Source organism: Streptomyces sp. NPDC093801, from assembly GCF_040701585.1.
GTDB lineage: Bacteria > Actinomycetota > Actinomycetes > Streptomycetales > Streptomycetaceae > Streptomyces.
In genome coordinates this window covers 260,357-280,173 of record NZ_JBFBDP010000006.1, presented here as the reverse complement: position 1 = coordinate 280,173, position 19,817 = coordinate 260,357, and the positions used below count along the sequence as shown (strand labels likewise).

The window sequence follows — 19,817 nt, the reverse complement described above, 5'->3', positions numbered from 1 at the left end:
GGGCTCGCCCTGACTTCCAAGATCGTCGTCGCCGGACTCGCCGGAGCGTTCCTCACGGTGAGCGCCGTCCGCGCGGGGCCCGCCCGGCCGGCGCCCGACCACGACGCCTACCGGGACGCGCCGGCCGGCGTACCGTCCACCCCGCCGACCGCGTCCGCGTCGCGGGCCCCGTCGCGGGCCCCGTCACCGTCCGCGTCCCCGTCCGGGTCACCGTCCCCGTCCGCGTCACCGGGTGCGTCGCGGCGGCCCTGACGGGACGGCCCCGCCCCGTCGACCGGCGGCCGATGGCCGGCCGCCGGTCCGCGGGGCCGGTCTACGGGCGGAGCCGGGCGTCGCGGGCGAGGAGCGCCGCCTGGACCCGGTTGGCGCAGCTCAGCTTGGCCAGCATGCGGCTCACGTACGCCTTGATGGTGCCCTCGCCGAGGTGCAGCCGCTTCCCGATCTCCGCGTTCGAGGCCCCCGTACCGACCATGGCGAGCACCTCCCGCTCCCGCCCGGTCAGCGCGGCGATCCGGTCGAGCCGCGGGTCCGCCGGCTCCTCGTCCGCCGCGAGGTAGTGGTCGATGAGCTGCCGGGTGATCCGCGGGGACACCACGGGGGTGCCGCCCGCGACCGTGCGGACGGCCCGGACGAGCTCCTGCGGCGTGCCGTCCTTCAGCAGGAACCCGAGCGCGCCCGCCCGCAGCGCCCGGGCGACGTACTCCTCCTCCCCGAAGGTGGTGAGCATGACGACCCGGACGGACGGGGCGCGGGCGGCGATCAGTTCGGCGGCGGCGAGCCCGTCGGAGCCGGGCATCCGGATGTCGAGCAGGGCGACGTCCACCCGGTGCCGCACGGCCAGCGCCGCCGCCTCGTGGCCGGTGGCTGCCTCCGCCACCACCTCGATGTCCTCGGCGTGCCCCAGCACCAGCCGGATCCCGGCACGGACCAGGTCCTGGTCGTCGGCGAGGAGAACACGGATCACGGCGGGCCTCACGGTGTCGGGAAGGGGATCGGGAAGGAGGGGTCGGCGGGACCGTACGGGGCGTCGTCCTGGACGGAGACCCCCGGCCGGTCGGCGTCCTGCGGTCCGTCGTCCTCCGGGAAGGGGACGAAGGAGAGCGTGACGAACTGGAGGGCGACCGCGCCGACCACGCCCAGGACCATGACCGCGCTCGCCGCGGCCCGGCTCGGCCAGGTCTGCGCGCCGGCCATGACGCCGAGGCCGGCCGGCGCGGCGGAGTCCGTCCGCGGGGCGGCCGGGCCGCCCTTCAGCGGGATGCGGGCGTCGACGAGGAACCCGCCCTCGCCCGTGCGGGCCGCCCGCAGCGACCCGCCGAGCAGCCGCACCCGCTCGTGCAGACCGGCCAGTCCGAGCCCGCTGCCGCGCGGGGGCCGCACGGGCGGGCCGACGGGCCCGGGCCCGTTGCGCACGCCGACCCGCACCTGGCCGGTGTCGCAGTGGACGGTCACCTCCACCGGGGCGCCGGCGGCGTGCTTGTGCACGTTGGTGAGGGCCTCGCGGACCACCCGGTGGACCGCGCGGCGGGCGGTCGGGGCGGCGTCGTCCAGGTCCCGGCCGGTCCAGTTCAGGCCCACCGGGACGCCTGCGGCGTGGGACTCCCCGACGAGGGCCGCGACGTCCGCGTGGGTGCCGGTCGCGGGAGTCAGCGGATCCGGGGCCGCCGGGGCGGCGTCGTCGGCGCGGAGCACGCCCAGCACCCCCCGCAGCTCGTCCATCGCCTCCCGCACGGTGCCGTGCACCAGCACGGCGGTCCGCCGGACCTGCGGATCACCGCCCCGGCAGGCCAGCTCCAGCCCGCCGGAGTGCAGCGCCACCAGGCTCAGCCGGTGGCCGAGGAGGTCGTGCATCTCGCCGGCGATCCGGGCCCGCTCACGGGCCCGGGCCTGTTCCTCGGCCGAGCGCTGGGACCGCTCCAGTACGGCGTTGCGCTCCCACAGCGCGCGGAGCAGCCGCTCGCGCTGCCCGGCGAGCGCACCGACGAGGCCCGGCAGCGCGCCGCACACGATCGCGGTGACCAGCACGACCACGGCCTGGTACGCGCGGACCGGCGCGGACGCACCGGCCGTGATCAGCGCGGTGACGGCCGACGGCCCCGCCGCGCTCACCGCCAGCAGCACGGACCGGTGGCGCAGATCGAACCAGCGGGAGCCCGCCGCGTAGGCCACCGCGGCCAGGGCCCCGCCGGTCAGCGGTTCGACCGCGACCAGCGCCGCGGCGGCCGCCAGCGCGGCCGACGGCCACCGCCGGCGGGCCAGGACCGCCAGCGCCGCGCAGCCGGTGGCCGCGTGGTAGGCCACGGGACCGATCAGGCCGCCGACGCCCCAGCTGTCGGTCCACTCGAAGAGCGCCGGCACCGTCAGGGTCAGGGCGGCGATCAGCAGCACGTCTCCCAGCAGGCCGAGCAGGGCGGGCGGCGGCCGCCGGCGCGGGTCGGCGGACCGCGCGCCGGGGCGTGCGGAGGGCATGCGGTGCTCTTTCGGAGGGGTGGGAGGCGGGGAGGGGCGGCCTGCGGCCCCTCCGCATCCTGCCCCTGACTGAAGATTCAGTCAACATGGCCTCGCACCGCGGCCGAGTCAGTGCCGGGCGTCCGCGGTCAGTGCCGGGCGTCCGCGCGGGGGCGTTCCAGAACGAAGGTGTCCACCGGGGTCAGCTCTCCGTAGGGGCCGTCGAAGGTGTAGTACGTGACGTGCATCCGGGTGCGTCCGGCGCCGCGGGTGCCCGGGTCGACGTCGAAGGCGGCGAATCCGTGGGAGTGGACGCGGTCCTGGACGGCGCGCCAGGGGGCGTCCTCGGTGAGGTAGACCGGCTTGCGGTGCCGGCCCTCGGGCTCCTTGCCCACATCGACGACGACGCGGGCCCTGGGTTCCTCGAAGAGGTCGTCCTGGGTGGTGGCGAAGTTGCCGCCGCCTCCGATGACCATGTGGACGGTGCCCCGGCCGGTATCGGCGACATCGGTACGGGTGGAGACCGGGACGGGGGTGCGGGCGTCGTTCGGCAGGGTGCCGCGGACCGGCAGCGAGCGTTCGTAGTAGTGCTCGTGGCCGCAGAGCACCAGGTCGACCCCGTACGCGTCGAAGAGCGGGCCCCACGCCTCGCGGATCCCGAGGTCGCCACCGCCGCTGCGGTGGCTGGAGACCATCGGATGGTGCATGAAGACGACGATCCAGTCGATGCCGGCACTGCCCCGCGCCGCCTTCAACTCCCGTTCCAGCCAGCGGCGTTGCGCACCGTCGGAGTATCCGCGGAGATAGAGGTCACCGGTGTCCGCGATCGCCACGTCGTCGTTGGCCAGGCTGATGAAGCGCACCGCGCCGACGGTGAAGGCGTACCACAGGCCGTCCGTCTCGGGTTCGGCGGCGGACGTCGGGCCCGGCAGCGTGAAGTAGGTCTGGTAGCCGGTGAGGCCCAGGGGGCCGTTGCCCTTCTCGGTCTCGCCGTTGCCGACACAGGGCATCCAGGGGCGCAGCCGCGCCGAGCGGCTGTTGCTGATGAACCAGTCGGCCCAGGTCGCGACGCGGTCCTCGCCGATGGCTCCGGCCACGCCCGCGTAGCAGAGGTCCCCGTTGACGAGGTTGAACAGCGGGGCGACCCGTTCGACCGCCGCCACGATGTCGGCGGACGCCTCGGTGCCGCCCTGGGTGCTGGTGTAGAGCGGGAAGGGGCCGAGGGGCGGCGGCGTGTCCTTCGTGGGCCACTTGAGGCTCCGGCGCAGGTTGGGGGTGCCCTGGTCGCCGAAGCTGGTGAAGGTGAACGCGGTCCGGCCGCGCGGCGCCGTGGTGAACGACCCGGTCTCCTGCGCGGCGCCGTCGTGCCCGGCCGAGTACAGGTAGGTGGTGTCCGGCCGCAGCCCGGTGAGGCGCGCGTGGTGGACGTACACCTCCCGCCGGGAGAGCCCGTCGCGGTAGGTACGGGTCTCGGCGTCGACCGCGCGCCCGGCGCCGCCGTCCGGTGACCCGAGGTGGACCCGCGGACGCCGGACGGACTGGGGGCTGATCCAGGAGACGGTCATCTCGGTGGCGGGATCGGCACCGAACTGGAGGTGCAGCCCGGCCACGCCCGGCACCCCGATACGGCTGGGCGTGCGCTGCACCAGCGGCGACGCCGCGGCCGCGGGCCGCCCGACGGCCCCGGCGCTCCCCGCACCCCCGACGACGGCGGCGGCGGCGCCGGCCGTCGAGCCGGCCAGTAACGATCTGCGCGGAATCGGCATGGAACGCCTTTGTCTCGAAGGGAAGTCGACCGTCTGCACCCTAGGTGCGGCCGACCGTCCCGCGGCCTTCGGGGAAGACTCTTGAACGAAAGTTTCCCGGAGCCGCCGCCCCGCGGGCCGTACGCGCACAGGTTGACTTCCTGGACGGGTGTCTGTTTATTCTGGTCACCTGTCCAGGAAATGTGAACACGGCGAGAGGGTGGGGCCGCACCGATGGAGACGACCGCGATGGTGCTGGTGGGCCTGGTGGCCGCGCTGCACGCGTACTTCCTGGTGCTGGAGATGTTCCTCTGGGAGCGGCCGCCCGGCCGCAAGCTCTCCGGGTTCGACGCGGACCTCGCCCGCGCCACCGCCTCCCTCGCGGCGAACCAGGGCCTCTACAACGGCTTCCTGGCCGCCGGGCTGGTGTGGGGCCTGTTCGCCGGGGACCCGGTGGGCTTCCCGGTCCGGGTCTTCTTCCTCGGCTGCGTGGTGGTCGCCGGGGTCTACGGCGGCCTCACCGCCAACCGGCGCATCCTGGCCGCGCAGGCCCTGCCCGGCGCCCTGGCGCTCGGCGCCGTCCTCCTGGCCGGGTGACGGGCGTGCCGGAGGACCCCCGCACCGAGCGGACCCGTGCCAGGCTGCGCCAGGCCCTGCTGGAGGAGTGCGCGAGCCGCCCGCTGGACAAGGTCGGCGTCGCCGCCCTCGCGCGCCGGGCCGGAGTCGGCCGGGCCACGTTCTACCTCCACTACGCCGACCTGGAGGCGCTCGCCGTCGACACCTGCGCCGAGATCGTCCGCGAGGCGGTGGACGCCCTGCACGCCTGGCGCGGCGTCCCCGACCCGGCGAGCCCGCCGCCCGCCCTGCTCGACTTCTTCGCCCGCCTCCCCCGGCACGCCGGGCTCTACCGGGAACTGCTCCGCCCCGGCGGCGGCGGACCGCTCGGCCACGCCCTCCACCGGGACCTGCGCGCCCGCAGCCGGGCCGAACGCGCCCTGGCCGGCGCGCCGGAGCCCGACCTGGTCGCATCGGCCGTGGCCGCCGCCTTCGCCGGGGTGCTCGCCGACTGGCTGCACGGACTCGTCGAGGCCACCCCCGCCGAGATCGCCGGACGCGTCTGGCGCCTCCTCATCGGCCTCCACCGCACCCCGCTGCCCTGAGCCCTCAGCCGGGGCCGGGTCGCCCTCCCCGTCTGCGCCTCCTCCTCCCAGGACGTCCACGACGGTGACGGCCGCGATCAGCGCGAAGGGCACCACGGGCAGCAGCCGCCCGCCGCGCCGCAGGACGCGGGGCACCGGGGCTCGCCGGCGGCAATCCCTGGAAAGGGGTCCTCAGCCGAGGGCGCGGTCGAGGTTGTAGGCGGCGCTGATCAGCGAGAGGTGGGTGAAGGCCTGCGGGAAGTTGCCGAGTTGCTCCCCGCTGCGGCCGATCTCCTCCGCGTAGAGGCCGACGTGGTTGGCGTAGGTGAGCATCTTCTCGAAGGCCAGCCGGGCCTCCTCCAGGCGTCCGGCGCGGGTGAGCGCCTCGACGTACCAGAAGGAGCAGATCGAGAACGTGCCCTCGGCCCCGCGCAGGCCGTCCGGGCTGGCCTCGGGGTCGTAGCGGTAGACCAGCGAGTCGGAGACCAGCTCCGCGGTCAGCGCGTCCAGGGTGGAGAGCCACTTCGGGTCGGTGGGCGAGATGAACTTGGCCATCGGCATCATCAGCACGGACGCGTCGAGGACGTCGTCGCCCAGCCCCTGGACGAAGGCGCCGCGCTGGGCCGACCAGCCCTCGCGCATGATCTGCCGGTAGATCGCGTCCCGGCTCCGCTGCCAGCGGGCGAGATCGGCAGGCAGGCCGCGCCGGTTGGCCATGCGGACGGCCCGCTCGATCGCCACCCAGCACATCAGCCGCGAGTAGACGAAGTTCCTGCGGCCGCCACGGGTCTCCCAGACGCCCTCGTCGGGCTGGTCCCAGTTCTCGCAGAGCCAGTCCACGACGGCCCCGACCTCGTCCCAGTGGTCGCTGCTGATGGGCTGCCCCCATTTGTCGTACAGGTAGACGGAGTCGATCAGGGCTCCGTAGATGTCCAGCTGGAGCTGACCGGTCGCGGCGTTGCCCACCCGGACCGGAGCGGATCCCAGGTGCCCTTCGAGGTGGCGCAGCTCGGACTCGGGCAGGTCGGTGCGCCCGTCGATGCCGTACATGATCTGGAGCGGACCGCCGGGGCCGGCTCCCGGCTCGATGCACCGTTCGGACAGGAAGCCCATGAACGCCTCGGCCTCCGAGGTGAAGCCGAGCCGGAGCATGGCGTAGACGCAGAAGGCGGCGTCGCGGACCCACACGTACCGGTAGTCCCAGTTGCGCTCGCCGCCGACCCGTTCGGGCAGGCTGGTCGTCGGGGCGGCGACGATCGCGCCGGTCGGGACGTAGGTGAGCAGCTTGAGCGTCAGCGCCGAGCGGTTGACCATCTCCCGCCAGCGGCCGCGGTAGCGGGAGCGGCCCAGCCAGTTGCGCCAGAACCGGGCCGTCGCCTCGAACTGCTCCTCGGCCTCGGCGTGCGGGCAGGCCCGCGGACGGACGTCGCCGGTGATCCGGTCGAGGGCGAACACCACGGATTCGCCTTCGAGGAGCTTGAAGTGCGCGGACACGTCCGTGCCGTCCGTTTCGAGCGACACCGTGGACGACAGCGCCAACGAGATCGACGGGGCATCGAAGACGGCCTCGTGGGCCTGCACGCGCACGGTGTGCGTCTCGGTGGCGTAGCCGAAGCGGGGGGCGACCCGCGTCCTGAAGGGCAGGGAGCCCCGCACGCAGATCACCCGCCGGATCAGCCGGTGCCGGGCCCCCTCGCGCGACTCGTCCACGACGGGCATGAAGTCCTGGACCTCCGCCACCCCGTCGGCGGCGTAGAACCGGGTGATCAGCACGTTGGTGTCGGGGAAGTAGAACTGCCGCGTCCGCGCCGGCACGTCGGCGGCCAGCTGCCACGATCCGCCCCGGTCGGCGTCGAGGATGGACGCGAACACGCTCGGCGCGTCGAAGCGGGGGCAGCAGTACCAGTCGATCGTGCCGTCGGTCCCGACGAGCGCGGCCGTACGCAGGTCGCCGATCAGGCCGTGCTCGGAGATCGGCAGGTAGCGCGAGCCGTCCACTGCCCCGGATCCGTTCCCGAACTCCATGCCGGCCTCCCTACCGGTGCCGTGGCAGGTGCGGGGTCCGAAGGGACCTGGTCCTCCATGGTAGGCCGGGCACGGCCGTGCCGCTCCGGCGCGCGCCGGGGCGCCGGTCCGCGCGGCGCCGTCAGCGGCCCCCCGGCTCCGTGTCCCCCTCCCCGCCGGGGGACGTGTCGTCGCCCGCCGCGGCGAGGAGGTCGCGGGCGCGGCGCTCCACCAGGATCGGGAGGTAGGTGCGCACCCGGGCGTACCGCAGCTCGGCGTAGGCGGTGCCGACCGCGCCCTCGACGGTCTCGCGGTCGAGCCCGGCGAAGGCCTTGAAGAGCCGGTCGGCCACACGGGCGAGGGCGTCCGCGTCCTCGGGGTCCTCCGGCATGCGCGACGGCCTCCTTCGCGGGACCTGGATCGACCCCTCCACTGTGACGCAGCCCGGCCACGCGCGGAAGCCGACCTCCCGCCAACCGGGACCGGGCCGCCCGCCCCGGCGGTCGTCCGCCCGGCCGGGCGGACGCGGCCGCCGCTGCGCGACTATGGAAGGAGGGACTCCCCTGGACCGGTCCCCGGCCGCGCGGACGGCCGGAGGGGCCGTCCGACCCGGAGGCGACATCATGAGCGTGTGGATTTCCGGCGGCGGCCGGTACGGGACCGCCGCAGCGCGGCCGGTACGGCTCGACGAGCCGGGCACCGGCCCGGGCGACCCGGACCCGAGGTGAGGGCGGTGCGCAGCCGTTTCGAGCCCGACCGTCAGCTGACCGCCCGGATGGCGGTCACCATGTTCCTGCTGGGGCTGGTCTACGTGGCGTTCGTCGCCGCGCTGATCGTCCTGCTGAAGTCCACCGTCCTGGTCGTCGTCATCGCCGCCGGACTGCTCGGCGTGCAGTACTGGTACGCGGACCGGATCGCCCTGTACGCCATGCACGGGCAGATCGTCACGCCCGAGGAACAGCCCGCACTGCACGGGATCGTCGACCGCCTGTGCGCCACGGCCGACATGCCCAAGCCGCGGGTCGCCGTCTCGCGCATGGACCTGCCCAACGCGTTCGCGACCGGACGCAACGCGGACCACGCCGTGGTGTGCGTCACCACCGGGCTCCAGCGGCGTCTGACCACGGAGGAGCTCGAAGGCGTCCTCGCGCACGAGCTCTCCCACGTCGCGCACCGGGACGTCACCGTCATCACCATCGCCTCGTTCCTGGGCGTGATCGCCGGGCTCACCGTCCGCTTCACGTTCTACTCCCAGGCGTTCGGCGGGCGCGGACGCGACCAGAACACGGCCGTCGTCTTCCTGACCGTGATGGCCGTCTCGGCCCTCGTCTACGCGCTCAGTTTCCTGCTGATCCGGGCCCTGTCCCGCTACCGCGAGCTGGCCGCCGACCGCGCCGCGGCCATGCTCACGGGCAAACCGTCCGCGCTGGCATCGGCCCTCACCAAGGTCACGGGGGACATCGCCCGCATCCCGACGGAGGACCTGCGCACCGCCCAGGCGTTCAACGCGTTCTTCTTCACCCCCGCGCTCGGCCCCGGCACGGCGCTGGCCAACCTGTTCGCCACCCACCCCACCCTGGAACGGCGGCTGGAGGCCCTCGCCGAGGTCGCCGCCGAGCTGGGCGGACCGGGCGGCGGGGAAGCGTGAGGGGGAGCCCATGGGTTTCTGGGACGCGCTGCTCGGGCGGTCCAAGCCGGTCGGACCCGACCTCGACCAGCTCTTCGGCCTGCCCTCGGCCGCCGTCACGCTCCAGGCGGCCGCCGGCTTCACACCGACCGGCGCGGGCTCGGTCTGCTTCGCCTCCATCGAGGGCGGCGCCTTCACCGGGATCCGGCAGGAGGTACGGGCCCTGCTGGACGCGGACTCCGCACGCGGCGGCGCGCCGGTGGAGTTCAGCCGTGACGGATACGGATACACGTGGCTGCTCTCCCGCCGGACCCCCGACGACCTGCCCGCGCTGGTGGGGGACCTGCACGCGGTCAACACCGCTGTGCAGGACGGGGGGTTCGGCCCGCAGCTCCTGTGCTCCCTGGTGTCCTTCCGCGACGCCGAGCTGCGCCCCCTGGCGCTGGTCTACCTCTACAAGCGCGGCACCTTCTACCCGTTCGCCCCACTGCCCGGCCGGAAGCGGGACAACGCCCTGGAGCTCCAGATCAAGGCCGTGGTCCAGGACGACCTCCGCGTCGAGGCCGAGTTGAGCCGCTGGTTCCCGGTGTGGGGAGCCCCCGGCCTGTGAACGGGGGCGTCGGAGCCCGCCGTCTCACGGCCCGTCGGGTCCCCGGAGGGGGAATCCGGCGCTGCGGCGGGCCCCGCCGTCGAGGCCGACCGTGAGGAGCTCGTAGCCCGGTTGCGACCCGATCCAGGCGTGGGCGTCGGCGCCCAGCACCACCGCCGCCGTGGCCCAGCAGTCCGCCCAGGTCAGGTCCGGCCCGGTGACGGTGGCGGCGAGCAGGCGGTGGGCGGGCCGGCCGGTGCGCGGGTCGAGGACGTGGGGGCCGCGCTCGGCGCTGCCGGAGGTGGCCACCGCGAAGTCCCGCCCCTCGACGGTGGTGAGCACTCCGCCCGGCCGGCAGGGGTCGGCGAGGGCGACGCGCCAGGGGCGGCCCGGGGCCGGCTCGCCGCCGAGGCGGATGTCGCCTCCCCCGTTGACGAGGCTGTTCGGCGCTCCGGCGGTGCGCAGGATGGCGTACGCCTGCTCGGCCGCCCAGCCCTTGACGAGCCCCGAGGGGTCCAGGCGGCCGCCGGCCCGGGCGGAGAAGCATCCCCGGCTGGCGCTCTCCGCCCGCTCGCACATCCTCAGGACCCGGTCGACCTCCGGCGGGGCGTCGCAGACGTTCATCGATCCGTCGCCGATGCGGCTGACGGCGCTGTCGGGGCGGTAGGTGGAGAAGACCCGGTCCACGTGGTGCAGCCAGGCGACCGCCTCCGCCAGCGCGGCCCGGTTCGCGCGGGTGGGAGGGTGGCGCAGGTCGAAGGAGAACACGGTGCCCATGACGTGTTCGGTGTGGCGCAGGCGCTGCGCCGGGCCGGACGGGTCCTCAGCCACGGGCCCGGTCCAGGGCGCTCTGGAGGGAGCGGACGTACCCCTCGCTCGTGTAGGTGGCGCCGGAGACCGCGTCGATGTCCGCGCTCTGGGCGCCGATGGCCTCGTCGGTGAGGCGGGGGACGGCGTAGGCGGCGATCGTGCGGTCGCGCCGGTTCTCCGACGGCACCTGGAGCACCTCGACGGCCGTCAGCCGGCCCCCGGTCACGGTGACGGCGACCTGCACGGGGCCGTAGCGCGTGTCGATCACGGATCCGGTGAAGGTACCCGGGCGGTTCGCCCCGGTGGACCCGGCCGTCGGGCCGGAGGCCGCGCCGGATGCCGGGTCCGTACCCGGCGACGGGCGCGCGGAGACGGCGGGACGGTCGCCGTGGTGGGGCTTGAGCGCGAGTAGCGAGACGATGCCGGTGACGGTCGCGGTGGTGGTGAGGGCCATGCGGCGCACGGGGGCTCCTGGGAGGGCGGGTGGGGCGGGGGCGGGTCTCACAGGGCGAAGGACTCCTGGTGGATGCGTCGCGGGTCGACGCCCGCCTCGCGCAGGGCGGTTCCGGCCGCCGCGGTCATGCCCGGCGGCCCGCACAGGTAGACCTCGCGCCGGGCGAGGTCGGGGACGAGGGCCGTGAGGGCGCAGGCGGTGAGGGGCAGGGCGTATCCGGCGGGTTCGTCCACCGAGTAGTGGACGCGGGCGCCGCGCCGGTCGGCGATGGCGTCCAGCTCATCGCGCAGGACCAGATCGGCCGGGGTGCGCGCCCAGTGGACGAGGATCAGGTCGCCGGGCATGGTCTCGAACAGGGCGCGCAGCGGGGTGATCCCGATGCCTCCCGCCAGCAGCAGGGCGCTGCCGGGCCGGGCGTTGCGGGCGACGAGGGCCCCGTACGGGCCCTCGGCCCACACCCGGGTCCCGGGACGGAGCCGTGCCAGGGCGGCACTGTGGCCCCCGAGCGCCTTCACCGTGATGCGCAGGAACCGCGGGTGTGCCGGCGCGGACAGCGAGTACGGATTCGCCGTCCACCACAGGCCCGGTGCGAGGAAGCGCCAGCGGAGGAACTGGCCCGGGAGCGCGGCGAGCTCGTCGAGGCGGTCCCCGGTGACCAGCACGGAGACCACCCCCGGGCCTTCGGGGCGGACCTCCGCGACGGTCAGCCGGTGCCGGAGCGCCGACCGCAGCGGGACGAGGAAGCGGAACCAGAGCACGAGGGCCGCGGCCGACAGGTACATGGCGTACCAGAGGGCCTGGGCGCTGCGGTTGCCGACGAAGTCGGCCCCGTCGGCGAGCTGGTGGCCGAAGGCGAGGAACACCGCCGCGTAGGTGGCCAGGTGCAGGAGCTGCCAGGTCTCGTACGAGAGCCGGCGCCGGGCCGCGCGGGCCGAGACGACGGCGGTGAGGAGGAAGAGGAACCAGGCCGCCGTGGCCTTGAGCATCTCCGGGTAGTGCAGGACCAGGCGGCCGGTCTGGTCGAGCACGCCGGTGTGGCCGGTGAGCGCGTAGCCCCAGACGGTCAGCAGGGTGTGGGCGAGGACCAGCGAGATCGCGTACCGGCCGCCGGCCGCGTGCCAGCGGGCCAGCCGGTCGCTGCCGACCGTGCGGTCCAGCCAGGGGACACGGGCCATGAGGACGACGATCACGGCGCAGGCGTAGCCGGCCAGCAGGCCCGTGATCCGGCCCCCGCCGGTGAGCCAGCCGGCGGGGCCGACCACGGCGGTGGTGTCGGCCCACCACAGGCCGAGCACGGCGGCGGCGCCGGCCCAGCCGAGCACGTGCAGGCCCGCCGGTACGAGCCGGGGGGCGAGCGGCGGGCCGACGGGCCCGCGCGGGGGCGTGCGGGCCGCGTCGAAGCCGGGGTGGACGGCCACGGCGTCTCCTTGTCTGTCGGGGCCCGCCGCCGCCTTGGACGGGAGCGGCCGGTGGGACGGCTCCCACCGTGGCGGAGGTTCCTCTGAGAAGCCTTTGAAGGGGCCCGCTCCGAGGTGATTCAGAGGAAACTCAAAGGTGGGGGGTGCGCCGCGGGCCGCCGCCATCGGCGATGCTGGACGGACCATGCACCCTCCTGCCCCTCCCGCCCTCCCCTCCCCGCTCCTGCGGCCCGACGGCACTCCGGTCCGCGTCCTGGTCGTCGACGACGAACCCGACCTCACCGACGTGCTCGGCGCGGCCCTGCGCGCGGAGGGCTGGGACGTCCGTACCGAGGGCGACGCCGCGGGGGCCCTGGCCTGCGCGGCGCGGTTCGAGCCGGATCTCGTCGTACTGGACTGGATGCTCCCCGACCTGGACGGCCTGTCCGTGATGCGCGCGCTGCGCACCCGCCGCCCCGGAGTGTGCGTGCTGTTCCTGACGGCGCGGGACGCGGTCGAGGACCGCATCGCGGGCATCACGGCGGGCGGCGACGACTACGTCACCAAGCCGTTCAGCCTGGAGGAGGTCCTGGCCCGGCTGCGGGGGCTGATGCGGCGGGCCGGGATGGCGCGCGGTGACCACAGCCCCCGTCTGGTGGTGGGCGACCTGGTCATGGACGAGGAGGCACGGGAGGTCACCCGCGGCGGGAAGGTCGTCGAGCTGTCCCGCACGGAGTTCGAGCTGCTGCGGTTCCTGATGCGCAACCCCCGCCGGGTGCTGTCCAAGGAGCGGATCCTGGACCGGGTGTGGTCCTACGACTTCGGCGGCCGCGCCCACGTGGTCGAGCTGTACATCAGCTATCTCCGCAAGAAGATCGACGCGGGGCGCCCCCCGATGATCCACACCGTCCGCGGGGTGGGCTACGTGCTGAAGCCGGAGCAGCCGTGAGCCGCGTCCGGCTCCGCCCGCCGCGGTCGCTGCGCGCCCGGCTGACGGCCGGGCTGGTCGTGCTCCTGGGTCTGGCGTGCGCGGCCGTCGGGACGGTCACCGCCCTCGCGCTGCACGGCTTCCTCATCGGCCGGGTCGACCAGCAGCTCACCGCGAGCGGGGGCCGGTTCGCGGCCAGCCTGGAACACGAGGCCGAACCCGACGCGGACAACGGCCCCGACACCCGGGGCCAGGCGGCGGGGACCTTCGGCGCGCGCCTGCTGGGCGGCCGGGTGACGCAGGCCGCCGTCGTGGACGACTCCAGCCAGCGGTCCGTTCCCCTCGGCGCGGCCGACGTCCGCACCCTGGACGCGGTGCGGCCCGATGGCCGGGGGCGCAGCGTGCACCTGTCGGCGCTCGGCCGCTACCGGGTGGTCGCCGCTCCCGGCGACGACGGAGACGTCCTGATCACCGGGCTGCCCCTGCATCCCGTCGAGGAGACCGTCCACCGCCTGGAGGCGGTGGAGGCCGTGGTCTTCAGCGCCGCCCTCGTCACGGCCGGGTGCGCCGCCGCGCTGTGGGTCCGGTTCTCCCTGCGTCCCCTCGAACAGGTCGCCCGGACCGCCACCGAGGTCACCCGGCTGCCGCTCGCCACCGGTGAGGTGGAGATGCCCGGTCCCGTTCCGCACGCGGATCCGGACACCGAGGTCGGCCGGGTGGCCACCGCCCTGAACCGCATGCTCGGCCACGTCGGCGACGCCCTGACGCGCCGCCACGTCAGCGAGGAGCGGCTGCGGGGCTTCGCCGCCGACGCCGGCCACGAGCTGCGCACCCCCGTGGCGACGGTCCGGGCCCACAGCGAGCTGGCGCTGCGCCACGGCGGCCCGGTACCCGAGGAGGTGCGCCACGCCCTGCGCCGGGTGGCCGCGGAATCGCAGCGGATGAGCACCCTGGTCGACGACCTGCTGCTGCTCGCGCGCCTCGACGCCGGGCGCCCGCTGGAGCGGCAGCCGGTCGACCTGACCCGCATCGTGCTCGACGTGCTCGACGACGTCCACGCGCTCTCCCCCGGCCACCGCTGGGAACTGGACCTGCCGGAGGACCCCGTGGTCGTCCCGGGAGACCCCCACCGGCTGCACCAGGTGGTCGCCAACCTCCTGGCCAACGCCCGCCTGCACACCCCCGCGGGCACCCACGTCACCGTGGCGCTGTCCGCCGGCCCGCCGCAGGCCGCGCTCACGGTGACCGACGACGGACCGGGCATCCCGCCGGAGCTGCTGCCCGACGTCTTCCGGCGCTTCTCCCGGGGCGCCGCCGGCCGCTCCCGCCACACCGGATCCACCGGCCTCGGACTGTCCATCGTCGAGGCCATCACCCAGGCGCACGGCGGCACCGTCACGGCCGAGAGCCGCCCCGGCCTCACCCGGTTCCGGCTGCTCCTGCCCGCCGGCCCGCTCCCTGCGGGCGGCGGGGCGGACGGCCCGGACGGGGCCGGCGACAGCGGGCCGGCCCGCTGAGGCCGGCCCGCTGAGCGCACGCCGCGCATCCCGGGGAAGCACTGCCCGCTGGGGCCGGTCAGGCCGGCGACGGGGCCGTTCGGCCCTCGCTGCGCCCGTCGGCGCCGGAGGATGGTGGAGGGGACGCGGCGCCGCCCGGCTCTCCCGGCCGTCGCGTCACGGACGGTCCCTTCGCGGAGGAATGTCATGAGGCACCGCAGCGTCGCCGACCTGATGACACCCGGTGTCGTCACGGTCCGCCCCTCCACGGCGTTCAAGGAGATCGCACGGCTCCTCCAGGAGTTCGACATCACCGCCGTGCCCGTCGTCGACGACGCCGGGCGCCCGGTGGGGGTCGTCTCGGAGGCCGACCTGCTCCGCAGGCGGGGCGGCGGCACGCCCACCGCCCAGGGACTCATGACGAGCCCGGCCGTCACCGCCCGCCCCGAGTGGAGCGTGGTCCGGGCGGCCCGGGTGATGCAGCGCACCGGCGTCAAGCGCCTGCCGGTCGTCGACACGGACGGCCGGGTCGTCGGCGTACTGAGCCGGAGCGACCTCGTCCGGCTGTTCCTCCGCCGCGACCACGCCATCCGGGAGGAGGTCGTGGAGGACGTCCTCACGCAGACCCTGCGCCTCGCTCCGTCCTCGATCACCGTCGACGTGGACGACGGGCGGGTGACGCTCAGCGGGACGGTGTCACGGCCCGGGCTGCTGCCCGTGATCGTGCGGCTCTGCCAGAGCGTCGACGGAGTCGTGGACGTCGACAGCAGGCTGACCGTGTCACGGCCCGCCGCCGCCGACCTCCTGTGAGGAAGGAGCCGGACGATGAACGTGTCCGCATCCATGTCCGCGCCCGCGGTGTCCGTGACCGCCACGACGACCATCGGTGAGGCGGCCCGGGTGATGGACGCCCGGGGCGTCGGCTGCCTGGTCGTGACGGAGGGCGGGGAGCTGCGGGGCGTCGTCACCGACCGCGACATCGCGGTCCGCGCGATGGCCCCGGGCCTCGACGGCAGCGAGCCGGTACGGGAGGTCATGAGCACCCCGGCCGTGACCGTCGACGCGGCGGACGACATCCACGCCGCGTACCGGACGTTCCGCACCAGCGGCCTCCGGCGCCTCCCCGTCCTCGACGGACGGCGCCTGGTGGGCATGCTGACCGTGGACGACCTGCTGATGGACGTCTTCCGCCGGGTGGCGGACCTGCTCGGCCCGGTCTCGTGCAGCGTTCTGGAGGAGCCTGCCGGACCCGCGCCGGACGCGCTGCCGTCCACCGGAGCGGTGCGATGAACACGGCCGGGGCCCCGGTCCTCACCCTGACGATGAGTCCCACGGTCGACCTCTGCTGGGAGGTCGGACACCTGGAGGAGGTCGGCAAGAACCGCGCCCGGGTCAGGTCGGTGGCCGCCGGGGGCGGAGGGATCAACGTCGCCCGCCACGTCGTGCGGTTCGGCGGACGGGCCACGGCCGTCCACACCGCCGGGGGCGAGGTCGGCCTGCGCCTGAACCGGCTGCTGGACGAAGAGGGCGTCGACCACGTCCCCGTCGGCATCGGCGGCGACACCCGCGAGGCGCTCGTGCTGTTCGAGGCCGGACCGCGCCGCAGCTACCACATCGTGCCGCCCGGCCCGCACCTGGACGAACGCGAGGCGCGGCGGTGCCTGGACGTGCTGGAGCGGGCCGTCGCCGGGTGCCCGTACGTCGTGGCCAGCGGCAGTCTGCCCGGCGGCCTGCCCGACGACTTCTACGCGGCCGTCGCCCGCCGCGTCGAGGGGGCCGGGTCCCGGCTGGTCCTGGACACCTCCGGACCGGCGCTCCGCGGAGCGCTCGCGCACGGGGTGTTCCTGCTCCGGTGCAACAGGACGGAGGCCGAGAGCCTGGCCGGCCGTCCCGTCAGCGGCTTCGACGACGCCGAGGCGCTCAACGAGCGGCTGCTCTCCACCGGGGCCGCGCAGATCGCCGTCACCACCCTCGGGGCGCTGGGCGCGCTGTGCTCGACCGGCCGGGGCCACACCGAGCTCCACGCGCCGCCGCTGCCGGGCCGGCCCCTGAGCGACGCCGGGGCGGGGGACAGCATGGTCGCCGCCCTCGTCACCCGGCTGGTCGCCGGGGAGGATCCCGTCGGTGCCTGCGCGCTGGGGGTGGCCACCGCCGCGGCGGCGATGCTCACCCCCAGCACCGAGTCCTTCGACGTGGACGTGGCCCGGTCCCTGCGCTCCCGGGTGAGGACCAGGCTCCGGACGGGCGCACGGCACCGGGGCCCGTGAGCCGGCGGGCCCCCGCCCGTACGGCCGGGCTCAGCGGCGCCGGAGCCGGTGCAGGACCACCGCGGCCGCGGCGAGGACCGCGAGGAGGGCGGCCACCGGCCACGCGTAGCCGGTGTGCGACACCGCGGGGGGCGCGGGGGCGGCGACCGGCGGCCCGGCGCTCCGTACGGGCCGGGCCGGCGGCGGCCGGAGCGATCCGACCGGGTCCACCCGTCCGGCGGCGGCGAATCCCCAGTCCAGCAGGGCCCGGGTCTCCTCGTAGACCGCGAAGGCGCCGCCGCGCTGGGGGTTCATGACGGTGGCCAGGAGGGTGCGGCCGTCCCGCCGTGCCGCCGTGACCAGGGTGTACCCGGCGTCGGAGGTGTAGCCGTTCTTGACGCCGATGATGCCCGGGTAGCGGCCCACTCCGTCCTCGCCGGTCAGCAGCCGGTTGGTGTTCTCGATGCCGTACGTCCAGGTCGGCCGGCCCTCGGCGTCCGTGTCCCCGGGGAAGGGGGCGTCGGTGAGGGCCGCGTAGCGGGCGAAGTCGGGGTCGGTGAGCCCGGCGCGGCCGAAGACGGCCAGGTCGTAGGCGGAGGACACCTGGCCTTCCGCGTCGTAGCCGTCCGGGGAGACGACATGGGTGTCGGTGGCCCCCAGGGCGCGGGCCCGGGCCTGCATCTGGGCCGCCGTCTGCGCCCAGCCCCCGTTCATGGCGGCGAGGACGTGGACGGCGTCGTTGCCGGAGCTGAGGAAGACGCCCCGCCACAGGTCCGCGATCCGGTAGGTGCGGCCGGCGTCGAGGCCGACCAGGCTGCTGCCCTCGCCGACGTCGTCGAGTTCGGCGTCGGTGACGGTGTGGGTTCCGTTCCGCGGCAGCCGCGGCAGGGCCGTGAGGGCGAAGAGCGTCTTCATGGTGCTGGCGGGCGGCAGGCCCAGGTGGGCGTTGTGGGCGGCGAGCACCTCACCGCTGCCGGCATCGGCCACCAGCCAGGACAGGGCGGAGAGGTCGTCGGGCAGGTCGGGAGCGCCCTGGCGGGGCCTCAGGTGGACCCCGGGGCGGTGCAGCAGCGCCGGGTCCGGCGGGGCCTGCGCCCGCGGCGGGGCGGGCTCGGCCCGGGCCGCCGCACCGGCGGACGGCGGACCGAGGACGACGCTCGCACCGGCGGCCAGGACGGCCGCCCGGGACAGGAGCCTGCGCACTGACGGACTGAGGGTCATCCGGTCACGGTAGGGAGGCCGGCGCGCGTCGGCAGCCGGACTTCGGCCGACCGGCGTAGCGGCCCCCTCCCGTCGGCGCAGCGCGACGGGCCGTCAGACGGCGTCGGTCCGCCTCAGTTGCAGGACGCCGTCGGGCAGCCGGGCCGTGCCGGCGGCCCGGCTGGGCGGACGGGCCGTGGGCAGGGGTTCGAGGTGCTCGCAGCGCCAGCCGAAGGGCTCGAAGGCGCCGAGGTCGGGGAGGCCGTGCAGGGCCAGGGCCGTTCCGGCGGCGCGGGCGGCGGCGGTGAGGGTGCGTGCGGAGGCCGGGGAGAGGACGTCGCAGATCCACGCGCTGCCGGCGCCGGCCGTGTCGGCCGCCGCGCCCGCGAGGGCGCGGACCTGGCCCTCGGTGAGGTAGGTGAGCAGCCCTTCGGCGAGGAGGAGGGTCCTGCGTCCGGTCGTGCGGGGGCGCAGGAGTGCGGCCAGGGCGGTGGGGTCGCGGAGGTCGCAGCGCAGCCGCTCCACGGGGACGGGCGCCGTCGCGGCGGGCAGCAGCCGGTCCTTGAGGTCGAGGACGGGGGCGCAGTCGACCTCGACCACCCGGCAGGAGCCGGGCCAGTCCAGGCGGTGCGTGCGGGCGTCGAACCCGGCGCCGAGGTTGACGCAGACGTCCCACGGCCCCTCCCGGAACAGCCCGGACAGCAGGCGGTCGATCAGGAGGGTGCGGGCGATGACGACGGAGGTTCCCGCGGTGTGCCGGGTGACGCGGGCGACGGAGTCGGGGCAGTGGCGCGCGAAGCGGTCGGCGAAGGGGTCGCGCAGCGCGCCGTCCGGCTCGGCCGTCGCACGGGCCCGGGCCAGCGCGGTGAGATAGGCGGTGGCGGGCACCTCCCCGACGGGCGGCGACGTGCCGGGCACCTCCCCGGCAGGCACCTCCCCGGCAGGCGCCTCCCCGGCGGGTTGCGGACGGGCGGCCGGCACCGCTACTCCCACCGGAACAGGCGTGCGGCGGCCGCCGTGCCCAGGACGACCACGCCGGCGAGGACGCCCAGGTCGAGGGCGACGTCGGCGGCGCCGTCCAGCCAGGCGTGCTGGAGCAGCTCGACCGCGTAGGTCGCGGGCAGAGCGGCGCTGATGTCCTTCATCCCCTGCGGGAAGACCTGCAGGGGGATGGTCGCCCCCGAGAGGAAGATCATCGGGAAGTAGACCAGGTTGGCGATGGCCACCGCCGCCCGCTCGGACCGTGCGACCGCGGCCACCACTCCCCCGAGGGCGTACATGGCCAGGGCGGAGAGGACCAGGGCCCCGGCCGTCGCGGCGGCGGCCGCCGGGGAGGCCGGCAGGTGGAGGTCGAAGAACAGGTACCCGGCGACGACCAGGAGCAGGGCGCCGAGCAGGCTCAGCGCGAGGTTGACCAGGCCCTGGGCGACGAGGAAGGCGGACGCGTCGACCGGCGTCGCGCGGAAGCGCTTGAGGACCTTGCGGTCGCGGTACTCGGCGAGCCCGAGCGGGAAGCTCATCAGCCCCGTGACGGCGACCACCAGGACCAGGTAGGCGGGCACCGACATGTCCACCGTCCCGCGGCCGTCGAACTGCGCGGACGGCTCGTTGCCGTAGATCCCGCCGAACATGCAGAGCATCAGCACCGGGAACGCGAGGGCGAAGAAGACCGGGGCGAAGTTCCGCCGCATCCGCCGCCATTCGAACCGTACGATCGGCCACAGCGTCGGCATC

The 19,817-nt window shown here is 75.4% G+C and carries 20 protein-coding genes; 9 read left to right on the top strand and 11 right to left on the bottom strand.

Going from position 1 to position 19,817, the window contains the following annotated elements:
• Positions 1–313: 313 nt before the first annotated feature.
• The 3 genes from AB0469_RS09340 to AB0469_RS09330 all read right to left on the bottom strand — a co-directional run bounded on the left by AB0469_RS09340 (position 314) and on the right by AB0469_RS09330 (position 4,214).
• Complete coding sequence (locus tag AB0469_RS09340; protein ID WP_366450724.1) at positions 314–964, bottom strand: response regulator transcription factor; 651 nt, start codon at positions 962–964, stop codon at positions 314–316.
• An 8-nt stretch (positions 965–972) separates the two neighbouring features.
• Positions 973–2,469, bottom strand: a complete 1,497-nt coding sequence (locus AB0469_RS09335) for a histidine kinase (RefSeq protein WP_366450723.1) — start codon at positions 2,467–2,469, stop codon at positions 973–975.
• A 128-nt stretch (positions 2,470–2,597) separates the two neighbouring features.
• A complete protein-coding gene (locus AB0469_RS09330) occupies positions 2,598–4,214 on the bottom strand; it encodes a metallophosphoesterase family protein (RefSeq protein ID WP_366450722.1) in 1,617 nt (538 codons plus the stop codon).
• Between the two features lie 213 nt (positions 4,215–4,427).
• Between AB0469_RS09330 and AB0469_RS09325 the strand changes: the two genes are divergently transcribed.
• Complete coding sequence (locus AB0469_RS09325) at positions 4,428–4,790, top strand: DUF1304 domain-containing protein (RefSeq protein ID WP_366450721.1); 363 nt, start codon at positions 4,428–4,430, stop codon at positions 4,788–4,790.
• A 5-nt stretch (positions 4,791–4,795) separates the two neighbouring features.
• The gene (locus tag AB0469_RS09320; protein ID WP_366450720.1) at positions 4,796–5,353 is read left to right on the top strand and encodes a TetR/AcrR family transcriptional regulator; all 558 of its coding nucleotides are present in this window, start codon (positions 4,796–4,798) and stop codon (positions 5,351–5,353) included.
• A 171-nt stretch (positions 5,354–5,524) separates the two neighbouring features.
• On the opposite strand, the gene AB0469_RS09315 is transcribed toward AB0469_RS09320, so the two are convergent.
• Both AB0469_RS09315 and AB0469_RS09310 read right to left on the bottom strand, forming a co-directional pair.
• Positions 5,525–7,357, bottom strand: coding sequence for a glycoside hydrolase family 15 protein (locus AB0469_RS09315; RefSeq protein WP_366450719.1), 1,833 nt, complete (start codon positions 7,355–7,357; stop codon positions 5,525–5,527).
• A 121-nt stretch (positions 7,358–7,478) separates the two neighbouring features.
• Positions 7,479–7,727 carry a three-helix bundle dimerization domain-containing protein gene (locus tag AB0469_RS09310; RefSeq protein WP_366450718.1) on the bottom strand — a complete coding sequence of 83 codons (249 nt, stop codon included), beginning with the start codon at positions 7,725–7,727 and terminating at the stop codon, positions 7,479–7,481.
• A 342-nt stretch (positions 7,728–8,069) separates the two neighbouring features.
• Here AB0469_RS09310 and htpX point away from each other — a divergent pair, with 342 nt between their 5' ends.
• Positions 8,070–8,984 carry a zinc metalloprotease HtpX gene (gene htpX / locus AB0469_RS09305; RefSeq protein ID WP_366450717.1) on the top strand — a complete coding sequence of 305 codons (915 nt, stop codon included), beginning with the start codon at positions 8,070–8,072 and terminating at the stop codon, positions 8,982–8,984.
• A 10-nt stretch (positions 8,985–8,994) separates the two neighbouring features.
• Positions 8,995–9,573, top strand: a complete 579-nt coding sequence (locus tag AB0469_RS09300; protein WP_366450716.1) for a hypothetical protein — start codon at positions 8,995–8,997, stop codon at positions 9,571–9,573.
• A gap of 24 nt (positions 9,574–9,597) precedes the next feature.
• On the opposite strand, the gene AB0469_RS09295 is transcribed toward AB0469_RS09300, so the two are convergent.
• Genes AB0469_RS09295 through AB0469_RS09285 form a run of 3 tightly spaced genes read right to left on the bottom strand, consistent with a single transcriptional unit; the run spans position 9,598 to position 12,234 of the window.
• On the bottom strand, positions 9,598–10,383 hold the full coding sequence (locus AB0469_RS09295) for an FAD:protein FMN transferase (protein WP_366450715.1): 786 nt from the start codon (positions 10,381–10,383) through the stop codon (positions 9,598–9,600).
• A complete protein-coding gene (locus tag AB0469_RS09290; RefSeq protein ID WP_366450714.1) occupies positions 10,376–10,825 on the bottom strand; it encodes an FMN-binding protein in 450 nt (149 codons plus the stop codon). Before AB0469_RS09290 ends, AB0469_RS09295 begins: the two co-directional genes overlap by 8 nt.
• A gap of 38 nt (positions 10,826–10,863) precedes the next feature.
• Positions 10,864–12,234: a ferredoxin reductase family protein gene (locus tag AB0469_RS09285; RefSeq protein WP_366450713.1), complete on the bottom strand. Its 1,371-nt coding sequence runs from the start codon at positions 12,232–12,234 to the stop codon at positions 10,864–10,866.
• 184 nt (positions 12,235–12,418) lie between these two features.
• On the opposite strand from AB0469_RS09285, the gene AB0469_RS09280 reads away from it, so the two are divergent.
• The 5 genes from AB0469_RS09280 (at position 12,419) to AB0469_RS09260 (ending at position 16,904) form a co-directional block, all read left to right on the top strand.
• Entirely contained in the window at positions 12,419–13,162 is a 744-nt protein-coding gene (locus AB0469_RS09280) for a response regulator transcription factor (protein ID WP_366450712.1), read from the top strand.
• On the top strand, positions 13,159–14,658 hold the full coding sequence (locus AB0469_RS09275) for a HAMP domain-containing sensor histidine kinase (protein ID WP_366450711.1): 1,500 nt from the start codon (positions 13,159–13,161) through the stop codon (positions 14,656–14,658). Before AB0469_RS09280 ends, AB0469_RS09275 begins: the two co-directional genes overlap by 4 nt.
• Positions 14,659–14,844: 186 nt before the next feature.
• Positions 14,845–15,447 carry a CBS domain-containing protein gene (locus AB0469_RS09270; protein ID WP_366450710.1) on the top strand — a complete coding sequence of 201 codons (603 nt, stop codon included), beginning with the start codon at positions 14,845–14,847 and terminating at the stop codon, positions 15,445–15,447.
• 15 nt (positions 15,448–15,462) lie between these two features.
• Positions 15,463–15,927, top strand: a complete 465-nt coding sequence (locus AB0469_RS09265; RefSeq protein WP_366450709.1) for a CBS domain-containing protein — start codon at positions 15,463–15,465, stop codon at positions 15,925–15,927.
• Entirely contained in the window at positions 15,924–16,904 is a 981-nt protein-coding gene (locus tag AB0469_RS09260) for a 1-phosphofructokinase family hexose kinase (RefSeq protein ID WP_366450708.1), read from the top strand. Before AB0469_RS09265 ends, AB0469_RS09260 begins: the two co-directional genes overlap by 4 nt.
• A 30-nt stretch (positions 16,905–16,934) precedes the next feature.
• Here the strand turns inward: AB0469_RS09260 and AB0469_RS09255 are convergent, their stop codons facing one another.
• The 3 genes from AB0469_RS09255 to AB0469_RS09245 all read right to left on the bottom strand — a co-directional run bounded on the left by AB0469_RS09255 (position 16,935) and on the right by AB0469_RS09245 (position 19,816).
• The gene (locus AB0469_RS09255) at positions 16,935–18,104 is read right to left on the bottom strand and encodes a serine hydrolase (protein ID WP_366450707.1); all 1,170 of its coding nucleotides are present in this window, start codon (positions 18,102–18,104) and stop codon (positions 16,935–16,937) included.
• Between the two features lie 93 nt (positions 18,105–18,197).
• On the bottom strand, positions 18,198–19,001 hold the full coding sequence (locus AB0469_RS09250; RefSeq protein ID WP_366450706.1) for a class I SAM-dependent methyltransferase: 804 nt from the start codon (positions 18,999–19,001) through the stop codon (positions 18,198–18,200).
• A gap of 65 nt (positions 19,002–19,066) precedes the next feature.
• On the bottom strand, positions 19,067–19,816 hold the full coding sequence (locus AB0469_RS09245; protein ID WP_366450705.1) for an ABC transporter permease: 750 nt from the start codon (positions 19,814–19,816) through the stop codon (positions 19,067–19,069).
• Position 19,817 lies beyond the last annotated feature (1 nt).

Bases quoted from the DNA above. Each gene is read 5' to 3' on its own strand.
- AB0469_RS09335 (WP_366450723.1), bottom strand. From the start codon at position 2,469: ATGCCCTCCGCACGCCCCGGCGCGCGGTCCGCCGACCCGCGCCGGCGG.
- AB0469_RS09330 (WP_366450722.1), bottom strand. From the start codon at position 4,214: ATGCCGATTCCGCGCAGATCGTTACTGGCCGGCTCGACGGCCGGCGCC.
- AB0469_RS09325 (WP_366450721.1), top strand. From the start codon at position 4,428: ATGGAGACGACCGCGATGGTGCTGGTGGGCCTGGTGGCCGCGCTGCAC.
- AB0469_RS09315 (WP_366450719.1), bottom strand. From the start codon at position 7,357: ATGGAGTTCGGGAACGGATCCGGGGCAGTGGACGGCTCGCGCTACCTG.
- AB0469_RS09270 (WP_366450710.1), top strand. From the start codon at position 14,845: ATGAGGCACCGCAGCGTCGCCGACCTGATGACACCCGGTGTCGTCACG.
- AB0469_RS09300 (WP_366450716.1), top strand. From the start codon at position 8,995: ATGGGTTTCTGGGACGCGCTGCTCGGGCGGTCCAAGCCGGTCGGACCC.
- AB0469_RS09255 (WP_366450707.1), bottom strand. From the start codon at position 18,104: ATGACCCTCAGTCCGTCAGTGCGCAGGCTCCTGTCCCGGGCGGCCGTC.
- AB0469_RS09280 (WP_366450712.1), top strand. From the start codon at position 12,419: ATGCACCCTCCTGCCCCTCCCGCCCTCCCCTCCCCGCTCCTGCGGCCC.
- AB0469_RS09265 (WP_366450709.1), top strand. From the start codon at position 15,463: ATGAACGTGTCCGCATCCATGTCCGCGCCCGCGGTGTCCGTGACCGCC.
- AB0469_RS09245 (WP_366450705.1), bottom strand. From the start codon at position 19,816: ATGCCGACGCTGTGGCCGATCGTACGGTTCGAATGGCGGCGGATGCGG.
- AB0469_RS09310 (WP_366450718.1), bottom strand. From the start codon at position 7,727: ATGCCGGAGGACCCCGAGGACGCGGACGCCCTCGCCCGTGTGGCCGAC.
- AB0469_RS09260 (WP_366450708.1), top strand. From the start codon at position 15,924: ATGAACACGGCCGGGGCCCCGGTCCTCACCCTGACGATGAGTCCCACG.